The sequence below is a fragment of the Streptomyces albidoflavus genome (genome assembly GCF_000719955.1).
Lineage (GTDB): Bacteria > Actinomycetota > Actinomycetes > Streptomycetales > Streptomycetaceae > Streptomyces > Streptomyces albidoflavus.
On the sequence record NZ_JOII01000039.1, the window covers coordinates 19,238 to 33,389 of the forward strand.

The 14,152-nt window shown below is 72.3% G+C and carries 12 protein-coding genes and 3 tRNA genes; 7 read left to right on the plus strand and 8 right to left on the minus strand.

All coding sequences use genetic code 11. From position 1 onward, the window contains the following. Positions 1-420 precede the first annotated feature (420 nt). Positions 421-1,914 (plus strand): N,N-dimethylformamidase beta subunit family domain-containing protein, encoded by a 1,494-nt coding sequence (locus IF45_RS0127360; protein WP_003949525.1) that lies wholly within the window; start codon positions 421-423, stop codon positions 1,912-1,914. A gap of 94 nt (positions 1,915-2,008) precedes the next feature. Further along, positions 2,009-2,911 carry a phosphoribosylaminoimidazolesuccinocarboxamide synthase gene (locus tag IF45_RS0127365; RefSeq protein ID WP_003949526.1) on the plus strand — a complete coding sequence of 301 codons (903 nt, stop codon included), beginning with the start codon at positions 2,009-2,011 and terminating at the stop codon, positions 2,909-2,911. Positions 2,912-3,023: 112 nt separating this feature from the next. Here IF45_RS0127365 and IF45_RS0127370 read toward each other — a convergent pair. From IF45_RS0127370 to IF45_RS0127405, 8 genes are all read right to left on the minus strand, one after another. After that, positions 3,024-3,099: transfer RNA gene (locus IF45_RS0127370), tRNA-Gly, on the minus strand. 25 nt (positions 3,100-3,124) lie between these two features. Beyond that, entirely contained in the window at positions 3,125-3,790 is a 666-nt protein-coding gene (locus tag IF45_RS0127375) for a response regulator transcription factor (protein ID WP_018894829.1), read from the minus strand. Between the two features lie 9 nt (positions 3,791-3,799). Continuing rightward, positions 3,800-5,164: a sensor histidine kinase gene (locus IF45_RS0127380; protein WP_030310112.1), complete on the minus strand. Its 1,365-nt coding sequence runs from the start codon at positions 5,162-5,164 to the stop codon at positions 3,800-3,802. A gap of 76 nt (positions 5,165-5,240) precedes the next feature. Further along, complete coding sequence (locus IF45_RS0127385) at positions 5,241-6,050, minus strand: ABC transporter permease (RefSeq protein WP_003949529.1); 810 nt, start codon at positions 6,048-6,050, stop codon at positions 5,241-5,243. Continuing rightward, entirely contained in the window at positions 6,047-7,030 is a 984-nt protein-coding gene (locus tag IF45_RS0127390; RefSeq protein ID WP_008409762.1) for an ABC transporter ATP-binding protein, read from the minus strand. Before IF45_RS0127390 ends, IF45_RS0127385 begins: the two co-directional genes overlap by 4 nt. Positions 7,031-7,179: 149 nt before the next feature. After that, a tRNA-Gly gene (locus IF45_RS0127395) sits at positions 7,180-7,252 on the minus strand. A gap of 97 nt (positions 7,253-7,349) precedes the next feature. Beyond that, positions 7,350-7,421 (minus strand) — tRNA-Gly (locus IF45_RS0127400). A gap of 144 nt (positions 7,422-7,565) precedes the next feature. Then, positions 7,566-7,883 (minus strand): histone-like nucleoid-structuring protein Lsr2, encoded by a 318-nt coding sequence (locus tag IF45_RS0127405; protein WP_003949531.1) that lies wholly within the window; start codon positions 7,881-7,883, stop codon positions 7,566-7,568. A gap of 385 nt (positions 7,884-8,268) precedes the next feature. Here IF45_RS0127405 and purS point away from each other — a divergent pair, with 385 nt between their 5' ends. The 5 genes from purS (at position 8,269) to purF (ending at position 14,132) form a co-directional block, all read left to right on the plus strand. Continuing rightward, complete coding sequence (gene purS, locus IF45_RS0127410) at positions 8,269-8,520, plus strand: phosphoribosylformylglycinamidine synthase subunit PurS (protein ID WP_008409760.1); 252 nt, start codon at positions 8,269-8,271, stop codon at positions 8,518-8,520. Beyond that, positions 8,517-9,227, plus strand: a complete 711-nt coding sequence (gene purQ, locus IF45_RS0127415) for a phosphoribosylformylglycinamidine synthase subunit PurQ (RefSeq protein ID WP_003949533.1) — start codon at positions 8,517-8,519, stop codon at positions 9,225-9,227. The genes purS and purQ overlap by 4 nt, the downstream gene beginning before the upstream one ends. Further along, positions 9,224-11,473, plus strand: a complete 2,250-nt coding sequence (purL, locus tag IF45_RS31625) for a phosphoribosylformylglycinamidine synthase subunit PurL (RefSeq protein WP_003949534.1) — start codon at positions 9,224-9,226, stop codon at positions 11,471-11,473. Before purQ ends, purL begins: the two co-directional genes overlap by 4 nt. A 198-nt stretch (positions 11,474-11,671) precedes the next feature. Continuing rightward, the gene (locus IF45_RS0127425; protein WP_030310114.1) at positions 11,672-12,466 is read left to right on the plus strand and encodes a maleylpyruvate isomerase family mycothiol-dependent enzyme; all 795 of its coding nucleotides are present in this window, start codon (positions 11,672-11,674) and stop codon (positions 12,464-12,466) included. Between the two features lie 148 nt (positions 12,467-12,614). Further along, positions 12,615-14,132: an amidophosphoribosyltransferase gene (gene purF, locus IF45_RS0127430; protein WP_008409757.1), complete on the plus strand. Its 1,518-nt coding sequence runs from the start codon at positions 12,615-12,617 to the stop codon at positions 14,130-14,132. Positions 14,133-14,152: the final 20 nt, after the last annotated feature.

Genomic DNA, 14,152 nt, shown 5'->3' on the forward strand with positions numbered 1-14,152 from the left:
CGGCACCCAACAGCCCGGCCGGCACCTGAGGCCACTCCGTGACCGGCACGGTCAAGGGGCGCCCCGCCAAGCGAACAGCCCCCCCCGGCGCCTGAGGGGCAGGGCACGGCAAGTCAAGCCACCCCCAAGGATTGTCCGAAACCCAGCCCCGCATCACCCGACTGCCCACCCGAGCCCCAACCGAAGCCACACCCCCACCCACCCCCAAGCGCCGCAGGCGAACCGCACCCCCCGGACCGGGGCAAGTAGGGGGATAGCCGGACCGAACCCCCGCGACCAACGGGAGCCATGCACTCCGTTCCCGTCAATTCGAGACGAACGGTGACGGAGCGCGTGCGTAATGTGATGTGCTGGGCGCGGTCGCCGGATGCGGAGTGGACGCGGCAGCGCGGACTCCGGTGAGCGAGGGAGGGGAGCCGCATGGGGTCGGGGCACATTCGCCGGTGGGAATCGGGTGCGTACGCGCACGCCGTGTCGGACCCTTTCGGCCAGGGCCCGGTCCCCTGGCTGCGCGGGAGCGAGAACTACTTCGACGACACCGGCCAGGTGGTCCCCTGGTACGTGGAGCACGCCCCGGCGCCGGGCGCCTCGGGCCCCCGTATCCCCCCGCCGAGACCGGGCGGCGGCCCACGCACCGCCGACGACGTGGACCAGCAGATCAAGGGCTTCGCCTCGGCGGGAGCCGTGGCGCCGGGGGAGTCGATCGACTTCCACATCACGGTCAACCCGCCCCAGCAGTTCTCCGTCGACGTCTACCGCATCGGCCACTACGGCGGCGACGGCGCCTCCAAGATCACCACCAGCCCCCGCCTCTCCGGCATCGTGCAGCCCCCGCCCCTCACCGCCGACCGCACGGTCTCCTGCCACCACTGGTGGCTCTCCTGGCGGCTCCAGGTCCCCACCCTGTGGAGCATCGGCGCGTACGTCGCGGTGCTGACCACGGCGGACGGCCGGTACCGCTCGCACGTACCGTTCACCGTCCGCGACAGCCACCCCGCCGACCTGCTGCTGGTCCTGCCCGACGTGACCTGGCAGGCGTACAACCTCTACCCGGAGGACGGGCGGACCGGCGCCAGCCTCTACCACGCGTGGGACGAGTCGGGGAAGCTGCTCGGCGAGGAGGACGCCGCCGTCACCCTCTCCTTCGACCGGCCGTACGCGGGCGCGGGCCTGCCCCTGCACGTGGGCCACGCCTACGACTTCATCCGCTGGGCCGAGCGGTACGGCTACGACCTCGCCTACGCCGACACCCGCGACCTGCACTCCGGCCGCATCGACCCGACCCGCTACCGCGGCCTGGTCTTCCCCGGCCACGACGAGTACTGGTCGGTGCCGATGCGCAACACCGTGGAGCTGGCCCGCGACCACGGCACCTCGCTGGTCTTCCTCTCTGCCAACACCATGTACTGGAAGGTCGAGTTGTCGCCCTCGGCCTCCGGTGTCCCGGACCGGATGCTGATCTGCCGCAAGCGCCGCGGCCCCGGCCGGCCCGCGCTCTGGCGCGAGGTGGAGCGGGCCGAGCAGCAGCTCCTCGGCATCCAGTACGCGGGCCGGGTCCCCGAGCCCCATCCGATGGTGGTGCGCAACGCCTCGCACTGGCTCTGGGAGGCGACCGGCGCCCACGAGGGCGACGAACTGCCCGGCATGGTCGCCGGCGAGGCCGACCGGTACTTCCCGCGCACCCGGCTCCCCGAGCACGACAGCCGCATCCTGCTCGCCCACTCCCCGTACCGCGACCACGAGGGCGTCAAGCGCCACCAGGAGACCTCCCTGTACCGCGCCCCGAGCGGCGCCCTCGTCTTCGCCTCCGGCACCTTCGCCTGGTCCCCGGCGCTCGACCGCCCCGGCCACGTCGATGAACGGGTGCAGCGCGCCACCGCCAACCTCCTCGACCGCATCTGCAAACGCGACTGAGCCGCCCCGGCGCCCCGGCCGCCACCCTGACCGGGCCGTAGCTCGGGCGATACGGAAGAATCGGGGGCATTGGCCAGAACCACGGGGAGGAACCGTGTCCGGATTCGTCGAAAAGCCCGAGCCCGTCGAAGTACCGGGCCTGGTGCATCTGCACACGGGCAAGGTGCGCGACCTCTACCAGAACGAGGCGGGCGACCTCGTCATGGTCGCCAGCGACCGCATCTCGGCGTACGACTGGGTGCTGCCGACCGAGATCCCCGACAAGGGGCGGGTCCTCACCCAGCTCTCCCTGTGGTGGTTCGACCAGCTCGCCGACCTCGTCCCCAACCACGTGCTCTCCACCACCCTCCCCGAGGGGGCGCCCGCCGACTGGAAGGGGCGCACGCTGGTCTGCAAGTCCCTGGAGATGGCGCCGGTCGAGTGCGTCGCCCGCGGCTACCTGACCGGCTCCGGCCTGGTCGAGTACGAGGAGAGCCGGACCGTCTGCGGCCTCGCCCTGCCGCCCGGCCTCGTCAACGGCTCCGAGCTGCCCGCCGCGATCTTCACCCCCGCCACCAAGGCGGCCGTCGGCGACCACGACGAGAACGTCTCCTACGAGGAGGTCGCCCGCCTGGTCGGCCCCGAGACCGCCGCCGAGCTGCGCCAGACCACCCTCGCCGTCTACAGCCGGGCGCTGGACGTGGCCCGCGAGCGGGGCCTGATCCTCGCCGACACCAAGTTCGAGTTCGGCCACGACGCCGACGGCACCCTGATCCTCGCCGACGAGGTCCTCACCCCGGACTCCTCGCGGTACTGGCCCGCCGACACGTGGGAGCCGGGCCGCGCCCAGCCCTCCTTCGACAAGCAGTTCGTCCGCGACTGGCTGACCTCCGAGGCGTCCGGCTGGGACCGCCACGCCGAGCAGCCGCCGCCGGCCCTGCCCGAGGAGGTCGTCGACCGCACCCGCGCCAAGTACATCGAGGCGTACGAGCGGCTGACCGGCGTCAGCTGGGGCTGAGCCCGTAGCGAGCCGTTGCGCGCGGCCCGCGCCCTCCTGCCAGGGGGAGCGCGGGCCGTCGGCCGCACCGCACACGAAGAAGCCCCGGTCCGATGGACCGGGGCTTCTTCCGTGGAGCGAACGACGAGGTTCGAACTCGCGACCTCAACCTTGGCAAGGTTGCGCTCTACCAACTGAGCTACGTTCGCCTGCTGCGCCGTGGCGCGAGCACCACTATACCCAACCGCGCTCGCGGGCGAGACGGACCGCGGAGTGCCGGTTCTCGGCGCCCAGCTTGGTCACGGCGGAGGAGAGGTAGTTGCGGACGGTGCCGGGGGAGAGGGCGGCCCGCTCCGCGATCTCCGCCACCGGCGCCCCGTCCGCCGCCAGTTCCAGCACCTCCGCCTCGCGGGCGGTCAGCGGCGAGTCCCCGGCGGCGATGGCGTCGGCGGCCAACTCCGGGTCGATGTAGCGGTTTCCGGCGTGGACCGAGCGGACCAGCTCGGCCAGCCGCTGCGCGCTCACTGTCTTCGGCACGAAGCCGCGCACCCCGGCCGCGAGGGCCTGCTTGAGGTTGCCGGGACGGCCGTGGCCGGTGACGATCATGACGCGGCAGGCGGGCAGTTCGTCCCGGAGCGATGTGGCCACCGCCACACCGTCGGCGCCGGGCATCTGGAGGTCGAGGACGGCCACGTCGGGCCGGTGGGCGCGGGCCATCGCCAGCGCCTCCGGCCCCGTCGCCGCCTCCGCGACCACCACCAGGTCGTCCTCCAGGGCGAGCAGCGCGGCCACCGCGCCCCGGATCAGGTGCTCGTCGTCGGCGAGCAGGACGCGGACGGGCGCCCCGCCGGAAGGGGCGGGGCCGGTGGGCGCGGGCGGTTCGGGGCTCTGCTCGGTCATGGCCTCTTCCTACTCCAGTTCCTGGCGGGCCCGCTCCGCGGTCTCCCCCGGAACACCAGACTCCGCCACCTCGTGCGCCGGTACGGGCACCCGCGCCACCAGCCGGAACGCGCTCTTCCCGGCCGGCCCGGCCTCCAGCGTCCCCTGCTCGGCCGCGAGCCTCTCCCGCAGCCCGGCCAGACCGTGGCCGCCGGAGGAGCCGGAGGACCCGGCCGACGCGGACGGTACGCCGTCGTTCTCCACGGTGAGTTCGGCCACGGCGGGCCGGCCCTCGGCCCGGGGGCCCGCCGGGACGACGGTCAGCGCGATGCGGCAGTGCGCCGCGTTGCCGTGCCGCAGGACGTTGGTGACCGCCTCCCGCACCACCCAGGCCAGCGCCGCCTGGACCGGCCGGGGCAGCCCGGTCGGCGTGCCGGTCACCGTGCAGGTGATCCCGGCGGCGCTCAACACGCCACGCGCGCCGAGGAGTTCGGTGTACAGGTCGGCCTCCCGGTATCCCCGGACGACCTCGCGGACCTCACGCTGCGACTCCTGCGCGATCCGCTGCACCTCCGCCATCTGCTCGACCGCCTCGGGCCGCTCGCGCCGTGCCAGTTGCACCGCCAGCTCGCTCTTGAGCGCGATGACGGAGAGGTTCCGGCCCAGCACGTCGTGCAGGTCCCGCCCGAACCGCAGCCGCTCCTCGGCGACGGCGAGGCGGGCCCGGGTGTGCCGGGCCTCGTCGAGTTCGTAGACGGCCTGCAGGAGCCAGATGGAGAAGCGGGAGGCCAGGGTGAGGCCGCCCGCGCTCAGCAGGGTGGAGAGGGCGAGCGCGGCGGCGGCCGGGGCGGGCAGCAGGGCCGAGCCGAGCAGCCACCCGCCGAAGGTGGCGACGGCCACCGCGACCAGGCTCTGCCGGTGGGTCCGCAGCGCCAGCACCCCGAGGCCGCAGCTGAAGGCGAGGAAGAGCACGTAGGTGCCCACGCAGGCCGTGTAGTAGGTGGCCGGCGGGTCGTCCGGCAGCTTGACCAGGACGAGGGCGGCGATCGCGGCTCCGGCGAAGCCGCACGCCATGTAGGCGAAGAGCAGCCGTCGGGGGCGCGCCCGGCGCCCCGCCACCCAGTCCAGCGCCTGCCCGGTCAGCCGGAGGCCGAGGACGACGTGCACGAGCAGCGCCCCCGCCACCGGCAGCGCGGAGCGCGCCGGGACGGGGGTGAGCGAGAGCAGCGCCGTGACCAGCTGCGCCACCGGGAAGAGGTGGAACGAGATCCGGGTGTACGACTCCACCTTGGCGGCGGTGCCCTTCCGGCCCCACCACCTCCCGGGCCGCCTGATGGCCGCCTGGGCGGTGGCGCCGTACGTGGCCGCGTCCTCGTGGTCCCCGGTCCCGGTCACGGTGATCCGTCCCTCAGTACTCGTCGGGTGCTCGTCGGTGCTGCTGGTCGGTGCTCGTCGGCGCCGGCCGCCGCCGTCAGCGGCGGGGCTCCCAGCGGAACCACCGGCGTACAGCAAACAGGCTGAGCGCGATCCAGGCCAGCGACGTCACGGCGGCGGTGAGGATGTCGCCGCCGGACAGTTCGCCGGTCCAGCCGCCCCGGATCAGCGCCATCGCGCCGGTCAGCGGCAGCCGCTCGCAGACGGAGGCCAGGGAGTCCGGGAAGACCTCCAGCGGCACCACCATGCCGGAGCCGAGCATCAGCACCAGCAGCACCGGCATCGCCATGACCTGCGCGGACTCGGCGGTACGGCTCAGGGCGCTGGTCAGCGCGGCGAGCACCACCATCAGCACGATGCCGACCAGGATGCCGAGGACGGCCAGGTGGGGCGCCTTGGGCGCGCCGATGTCGAGCAGCGCGGTGACGGCCACGATCAGCACGGCCGACTGGGCCAGGCCGATGATGATCGAGGGCACCGCGGTCCCGGCCAGGATCTCGTTGTCCCGCAGCTCACCGGTGCGCAGCCGCTTGAGGACCAGCTCGTCGCGGCGGGTCGCGTAGATGGTGACCAGCGAGCTGTAGACGGCGAAGAGGAGCGAGAAGCCGATGGCGCCGGGCAGGAGCACCAGCCCGAGGGTGAGCCCGGTGCCCTTCAGCGTGTCGTCGTCCACGGTCTGGGCGACGCTGAACGGCAGCACGAACGGCACGAAGAGCGCCGCGAACATCACGCCCTTGCTCCGGACCAGCAGCGCCAGCTCGGCCCGGGCCAGAGCGGCCAGCCGCCCGAGCGGACGCGTGCGCTGTTCCTGCCCGGCGGGCGCGGGGGGAGTGGTGACGGCGCTCATGCGGCGGTCTCCTTCCGGGGGTCGAGGGAGGCGGCGGCGGTGGCGGAGTCGCCCCGGCCGTCGGCCTCGCGGGCGATGTGCAGGAACGCCTCCTCCAGCGAGGCGGCCCGGACGTCCAGCGAGCCGAGCGAGACGCCCGCGTCGCGCGCCCAGAGCAGCAGCGAGGTCGCGGCCTGCTGGAGGTTCTGCGTCATCAGCCGCACGGTGCGGCCGTCGTGGGAGTGCCCGGTGACGCCGAGCTGGTCCAGCGGGGGCAGGTCGCCGGGGAACCAGCCGTCGGGCAGGTCGAAGGTGATCCGCGACGGCTGCGCGCTCACCACGTCCTCGACGGTCCCCTCGCTGGCGATCCGGCCCTCGTGGAGGATGGCCAGCCGGTCGGCGAGCGCCTCGGCCTCCTCCAGGTAGTGCGTGGTCAGCAGCACCGTGGTGCCCTCGGCCCGCAGCTCGCGGACGAGCGACCAGGTGTCCTGCCGGCCCTCGGCGTCCAGCCCGGTCGTCGGCTCGTCCAGGAAGAGCACCTCGGGCCGCCCGAGCAGCGCCAGCGCCAGGTCCAGGCGCCGCTTCTCACCGCCGGAGAGCACCTTGACGCGGACGTCGGCGCGCTTGCCGAGCCCGACCATCTCCAGCGCCTCCCCGATCGGGCGGGCGCCGCTGGTGCATCCGGCCCACATCCGCAGGGTCTCGCGGACGGTCAGCTCGGAGGGGAAGCCGCCGTCCTGGAGCATGACGCCGATCCGGGGCCGCACGGCGTCCCGTTCGCCGAACGGGTCGTGCCCGAGCACCCGCACCCGCCCGGAGGCGGGCCGCGCGAGCCCTTCGAGCACTTCGAGGGTGGAGGTCTTGCCCGCGCCGTTGGTCCCCAGCAGCGCGAACAGCTCGCCGCGGCCGACGGTGAAGGAGACGCCCCGAACCGCTTCGAAGCCGCCCCCGTACACCCGCCGCAGATCAGTCACATCGATCACGTGGTCTTCGGTGTTCATGCCTCCACCCTCGCCGCCCCCGGAGGCCGTCGGCAGTGCACGCTGTCACCGGTCCCCATGACAAATGTCAGAGCGGGCGGACCCGGGGCCGCTCGACGCCCCCAGGGCACAGCAAAAGGCCCCAGTCATCGACTGGGGCCTTTCAACGGAGCGGACGACCAGGTTCGAACTGGCGACCTCAACCTTGGCAAGGTTGCGCTCTACCAACTGAGCTACGTCCGCACTGCATCCGACCGGCTCTCACCGATCGGCGCTTCCCTCACTCTACCCGAACTTCCAGGTGGTCCGAAGACCACCGGAGATCCGGGCGGTGCTGAAGAGCGGGTGACAGGAATTGCACACTGCGCCTCCCTCTTGGAAAGAGGGTGTTCTACTACTGAACTACACCCGCACTACCTGGGGGTTTCGGCCTGTCGGCCTCGCCCCTCGGCGTGCTCCGAACTCTAGCTGATCACCGGGGGTGTCGCGCAAGTCGGCTGCTCGCACCGGGATGTGCACCCCCGGGTCCCGGGCCCGGCCAGGAGCCGGGCCCGCCTCAGTTGGCCTGTTCGAACGCCTCGTAGACCCGCTTCGGGATGCGTCCGCGCGGCGGTACGTCCATCTGGTGCGAGCGGGCCCAGGCACGCACCGCGGCGGGGTCGGCGGCGACGGAGGTCCGCTGGTAGGCGCGGCCGGAGGCGGAGCGCTTACGGCCGGCCCTCAGGTACGGCTCCAGCGTTTCGCGGAGCTTTTCCGCATTGGTTCGGTTCAGGTCGATCTCGTACGACGTGCCGTCCAGCCCGAAGGCGACCGTTTCCGACGCTTCACCGCCGTCGATGTCGTCGAAGAGAGTGACCACGACTCGCTGCGCCACGAATATCGGTCCCTTCATGCGGCACCCCGGTCCGGTGCTCCGCGGCCTGCGGGGGCGGCTCCCGGTCGGGTGGACCGGGGCGCCGACCTGGCGGGACGCGGCCGGGACGTGCGGTGATGCCGGTGGTTCGGCTGTTTCTGCGGAATGCCGCATTATCGCGGCCATTCCTTTGTACAGCGGCGGACAATCCTTGGGGAAGACCTTCTCATTGTTCCCTCATGATTGCCCGGAATGCGGGCTGCGCGATTTTCCCTGGATTTTTCGCGAGCGCATCACTTCTGATACCGGAACGTGATGCCCGTCACGCTCGCTACGCGCGTAGAAATTTTGGCCGGGTACGCTGAACGGACCTGCTCAGCACCAGCACCACACACCGGGAGTGCCAGTGGCACGCGTCGTAGTCGACGTCATGCTCAAGCCGGAGATCCTCGACCCTCAGGGCCAGGCGGTGCAGCGTGCACTGCCGCGTCTCGGCTTCGAGGGAATCTCCGACGTACGTCAGGGAAAGCGTTTCGAACTCGAAGTGGACGGGCCGGTGGACGACGCCGCTCTCGCCCGTATCCACGAACTGGCGGAGACCTTCCTCGCCAACACCGTGATCGAGAACTTCACCGTGAAGGTCGAGGAAGAGAAGTGACCGCGGGACCCACCCCCGCCGCCCGCTCGAACACCCGGGTCGGCGTCGTCACCTTCCCCGGCAGCCTGGACGACCGCGACACCCAGCGGGCGATCCGCCTCGCGGGCGCCGAGGCCGTGCCGCTCTGGCACAAGGACAAGAGCCTCCAGCAGGTCGACGCCGTCGTCCTGCCCGGCGGCTTCTCCTACGGCGACTACCTGCGGGCCGGCGCCATCTCCCGCTTCTCGCCCCTGATGGAGAAGGTCATCGACGGCGCCCGCGCGGGCCTGCCGGTGCTCGGCATCTGCAACGGCTTCCAGGTCCTCACCGAGGCCCACCTGCTGCCCGGCGCGATGCTCGGCAACGACCACCTGCACTTCATCTGCCGCGACCAGAAGCTGCGCGTGGAGAACACCGCCACCGCCTGGACCGGCGACTACGTGGCGGGCCAGGAGATCCACATCCCGCTGAAGAACATGGACGGGCGGTACGTCGCGGACTCCCGCACGCTCGACATGCTGGAGGCCGAGGGCCGCGTCGCCTTCCGGTACCTCGACGTCAACCCGAACGGCTCGCTCCGCGACATCGCCGGCATCACCAACGAGGCCGGGAACGTCGTCGGCCTCATGCCGCACCCGGAGCACGCCGTCGAGCCGCTCGTCGGCTCCGGCCGCACCGACGGCCTGCCCTTCTTCACCTCGATCATCAAGAAGCTGGTCAGCGCATGAGCCTGGACACGGTCAAGCACGCGACCGACACCCCGGACACCGAGCAGCCCTGGGCGGAGCTGGGCCTCAAGGAGGACGAGTACGCCCGGGTCCGCGAGATCCTCGGCCGCCGTCCCACCGGCGCCGAGCTGGCGATGTACTCGGTGATGTGGTCCGAGCACTGCTCGTACAAGTCGTCCAAGGTGCACCTGCGCCAGTTCGGCGAGAAGGCCCCGCAGTCGGACGCCATGCTCGTCGGCATCGGTGAGAACGCCGGTGTGGTCGACGTCGGCCAGGGCTACGCGGTCACCTTCAAGGTCGAGTCGCACAACCACCCCTCGTACGTCGAGCCCTACCAGGGCGCGGCCACCGGTGTCGGCGGCATCGTCCGCGACATCATCGCGATGGGCGCCCGCCCGGTCGCGGTGGTCGACCCGCTGCGCTTCGGCGCCGCCGACCACCCCGACACCCGGCGCGTACTGCCCGGCGTCGTCGCGGGCATCGGCGGCTACGGCAACTGCCTGGGCCTGCCCAACATCGGCGGCGAGGTCGTCTTCGACTCCTGCTACCAGGGCAACCCGCTGGTCAATGCCGGCGCCATCGGCGTCATGCGGCACGAGGACATCCACCTCGCCAAGGCCTCCGGCACCGGCAACAAGGTCATCCTCTACGGCGCCCGGACCGGCGGCGACGGCATCGGCGGCGCCTCGATCCTGGCCTCCGAGACCTTCGACGATGCCAAGCCCAGCAAGCGCCCCGCCGTCCAGGTCGGTGACCCCTTCCAGGAGAAGCTCCTCATCGAGTGCACCCTGGAGGCGTTCGCCGAGAAGCTGGTCGTCGGCATCCAGGACCTCGGCGCGGCCGGGCTCTCCTGCGCCACCAGCGAGCTGGCCTCCAACGGCTCCGGCGGTATGCGGGTCACCCTGGACGACGTACCGCTGCGCGACTCCACGCTCTCGCCCGAGGAGATCCTCATGAGCGAGTCGCAGGAGCGCATGTGCGCCGTGGTCGAGCCGGAGAAGGTCGACCGCTTCCTCGCCATCTGCGAGAAGTGGGACGTCATCGCCACCGTCATCGGCGAGGTCACCGACGGGGACCGGCTGGAGATCTTCTGGCACGGCGAGAAGATCGTCGACGTCGACCCGCGCACCGTCGCCCACGACGGCCCGGTCTACGAGCGCCCCCTCGCCCGCCCCGAGTGGCAGGACGCCCTCCAGGCCGACGACGCGGGCAAGCTCCCCCGCCCGGCCACCGGCGGCGAGCTGAAGGAGCAGGTCCTCGCCCTGCTCTCCTCGCCCAACCAGGCGTCCAAGTCCTGGATCACCTCCCAGTACGACCACTTCGTGCAGGGCAACACGGTGCTGGCCCAGCCCGAGGACGCCGGCATGATCCGGGTCGACGAGGAGTCCGGGCTCGGCGTCGCCATCGCCACCGACGGCAACGGCCGGTTCGCCAAGCTCGACCCGTACCACGGGGCCCAGCTGGCGCTGGCCGAGGCGTACCGGAACGTCGCGACCACCGGCGCCAAGCCGCTCGCGGTCTCCGACTGCCTCAACTTCGGCTCGCCCGAGGACCCGGCCGTCATGTGGCAGTTCGCCGAGGCCATCCGCGGTCTCGCCGACGCCTGCCAGATCCTCGGCACCCCGGTCACCGGCGGCAACGTCTCGCTCTACAACCAGACCGGCGACGTGGCCATCCACCCGACCCCGGTCGTCGCCGTCCTCGGCGTCATCGACGACGTGGCCCGGCGCACCCCGGTCGCCTTCGCCGAGGAGGGCCAGCTGCTGTACCTCCTCGGGGAGACCCGCGAGGAGTTCGGCGGCTCGGCCTGGTCCCAGGTGGTCCACGACCACCTCGGCGGTCTGCCGCCCCGGGTCGACCTGGAGCGCGAGCGGCTGCTGGCCGACATCCTCATCTCGGCCTCCCGCGACGGCATGGTCGACGCCGCGCACGACCTCTCCGACGGCGGCCTCGTGCAGGCCGTCGCCGAGTCCTGCCTGCGCGGCCAGAAGGGCGCCCGGCTCGTCGTGCCGGACGGGCTGGACGCCTTCACCTTCCTGTTCAGCGAGTCGGCGGGGCGCGTGGTCGTCTCCGTGCCGCGCTCCGAGGAGCTGCGCTTCACCGACATGTGCGGTGCGCGCGGCCTGCCGGCCACCCGGATCGGTGTGGTCGACGGGGACGCGCTGGAGGTGCAGGGCGAGTTCACCCTCTCCCTGCGCGAGGTCCGCGAGGCGCACGAGGGCACCATCGAGGCGCTGATGGCCTGACGGCCACACCGTCCGCAGGGCTCCTCCGAGGTCCCGGCACCGGTCCCCGCGACCGGCGCCGGGACCTCGCGCTTCCTCCCACGTACCGTCAACTCCCGGGCCATATCGGGCAGTTGAATCGCGCAACCGGTCACGGTCCGGGGGCCGTATCTTCACCCCGGCCCCACATCCGCCCCCGGGCGTCGTAGTCTCGGCCCCATGCCAGCAGCCTCCGCACGCCGTCCCCGTTCGTACGACCCGGTGAAGACCCGCGCCGCCGTGCTCGCGCAGGCCGCGCACGTCGCCGAGGCCGTCCGCGCGCTCCGCCCCGACCAGCTGGGCGCCCCCAGCGGGCTCGGTGACTGGAGCGTCGCCGAACTCGTCGCCCACCTGGCGACCGGCGTCGACGGGCTCCGCGCGGGCCTGGTCGACCCCGCCCCGGCCGCCGCCGAGGTCGCGCTGCTCGACTGGGCCGCCGGCACCGGCTCGCGCGCCGAGGCCAACGCCCGGGCCGCCCGCGCGGCCGCCGAGGGCCAGGACCCGGTCGAGCGGTACACCCAGGCCACCGCGGAGTTCGCCCGGCTGCTGGCCGACGTCCCGCTGGACCGGGTCATCGCCGCCCGGGCCGGCGCGATGACCTTCACCGACTTCCTCGTCACCCGCGCCGTGGAACTGGTCGTCCACTCCGACGACCTGCGGCGCGCCACCGGCGTCGACATCCCGCTCGACCGCCAGGCGCTGGCCGCCGTCGTCCGGGTCCTCGCGGACGCGCTGGCCGCCAAGGCGCCCGGCGGCTCGGTCGAGGTCCGCGTCCCGCCGTACGCCGTCGTGCAGTGCGTGGCGGGCCCCCGGCACACCCGCGGCACCCCGCCCAACGTGGTCGAGACCGACCCGCTGACCTGGGTACGGCTCGCCGCGGGCCGCACCGGCTGGGCCGAGGCGGTCGACGGCGGGCACCTCACGGCGGGCGGCGAGCGCGCCGACATCTCGGCCCTGCTGCCCGTCCTCTCCTGACCGGCCCCGCCTCCGGGCGGACGGGCGGGAGAGCGATTCCTCACACTCGTCCATCCGCCCGGAGAACCCGCAGGTCACACGGGTGTGCTCCAGAAAAGACGGGGTCCCCCATTCGGCCCGGTGGTCGATCTCGCCTACACTCGGAGGCGTGCCACGTGGTGACGGTCTCCTTAATCACGATCTGCTCCCCGGTGAGAAAGGCCCCCAGGACGCTTGCGGCGTCTTCGGTGTCTGGGCTCCGGGCGAAGAGGTCGCCAAGCTCTCCTACTTCGGGCTGTACGCCCTCCAACACCGGGGCCAGGAGTCCGCGGGAATCGCGGTCAGCAACGGCTCCCAGATCCTCGTCTTCAAGGACATGGGCCTTGTCTCCCAGGTCTTCGACGAGACTTCCCTCGGCTCCCTGACGGGCCACATCGCGGTGGGCCACGCCCGCTACTCCACCACCGGTGCCTCGGTGTGGGAGAACGCCCAGCCGACGTTCCGCGCCACCGCGCACGGATCGATCGCCCTCGGCCACAACGGCAACCTGGTCAACACGGTCGAGCTGGCCGAGATGGTCGCCGCCCTGCCGAAGGAGAACGGCCGGGCCACCCAGGTCGCGGCCACCAACGACACCGACCTGATCACGGCGCTCCTCGCCGGGCAGACGGACGACGACGGCAAGCCCCTCACCCTTGAGGACGCCGCCGCCAAGGTCCTCCCCGACGTCAAGGGCGCCTTCTCGCTCGTCTTCATGGACGAGCACACCCTCTACGCCGCCCGCGACCCGCAGGGCATCCGTCCGCTGGTCCTCGGCCGCCTGGAGCGCGGCTGGGTGGTCGCCAGCGAGAGCGCCGCCCTGGACATCTGCGGCGCCAGCTTCGTCCGCGAGATCGAGCCCGGCGAACTCGTCGCCATCGACGAGAACGGCCTGCGCAGCTCCCGCTTCGCCGAGGCCAAGCCGAAGGGCTGCGTCTTCGAGTACGTCTACCTGGCCCGCCCCGACACCGACATCGCCGGGCGGAACGTCTACCTCTCGCGCGTCGAGATGGGCCGCCGCCTGGCCGCCGAGGCCCCGGCCGAGGCCGACCTGGTCATAGCGACCCCGGAGTCCGGCACGCCGGCCGCCATCGGGTACGCGGAGGCCAGCGGCATCCCCTTCGGCGCCGGACTGGTCAAGAACGCCTACGTCGGCCGGACCTTCATCCAGCCCTCGCAGACCATCCGCCAGCTGGGCATCCGCCTCAAGCTCAACCCGCTCAAGGAAGTCATCAAGGGCAAGCGGCTGGTCGTCGTCGACGACTCGATCGTCCGCGGCAACACCCAGCGGGCCCTGGTCCGGATGCTCCGCGAGGCCGGCGCGGCCGAGGTGCACATCCGCATCTCCTCGCCGCCGGTCAAGTGGCCCTGCTTCTTCGGCATCGACTTCGCGACCCGCGCCGAGCTGATCGCCAACGGCATGACCGTCGAGGAGATCGGCACCTCCATGGGGGCCGACTCGCTGGCGTACATCTCGATCGACTCGATGATCGAGGCCACCACCATCGACAAGCCGAACCTCTGCCGGGCCTGCTTCGACGGTGAATACCCGATGACGCTGCCCGACCCCGAGCTGCTCGGCAAGCAGCTCCTGGAGACCGAGCTGGCGGGCGGCGCCGACGCCGCCGACGCCCTCCGCCGCCCGTAGCAGGTAGCCCCGCCGCCCCT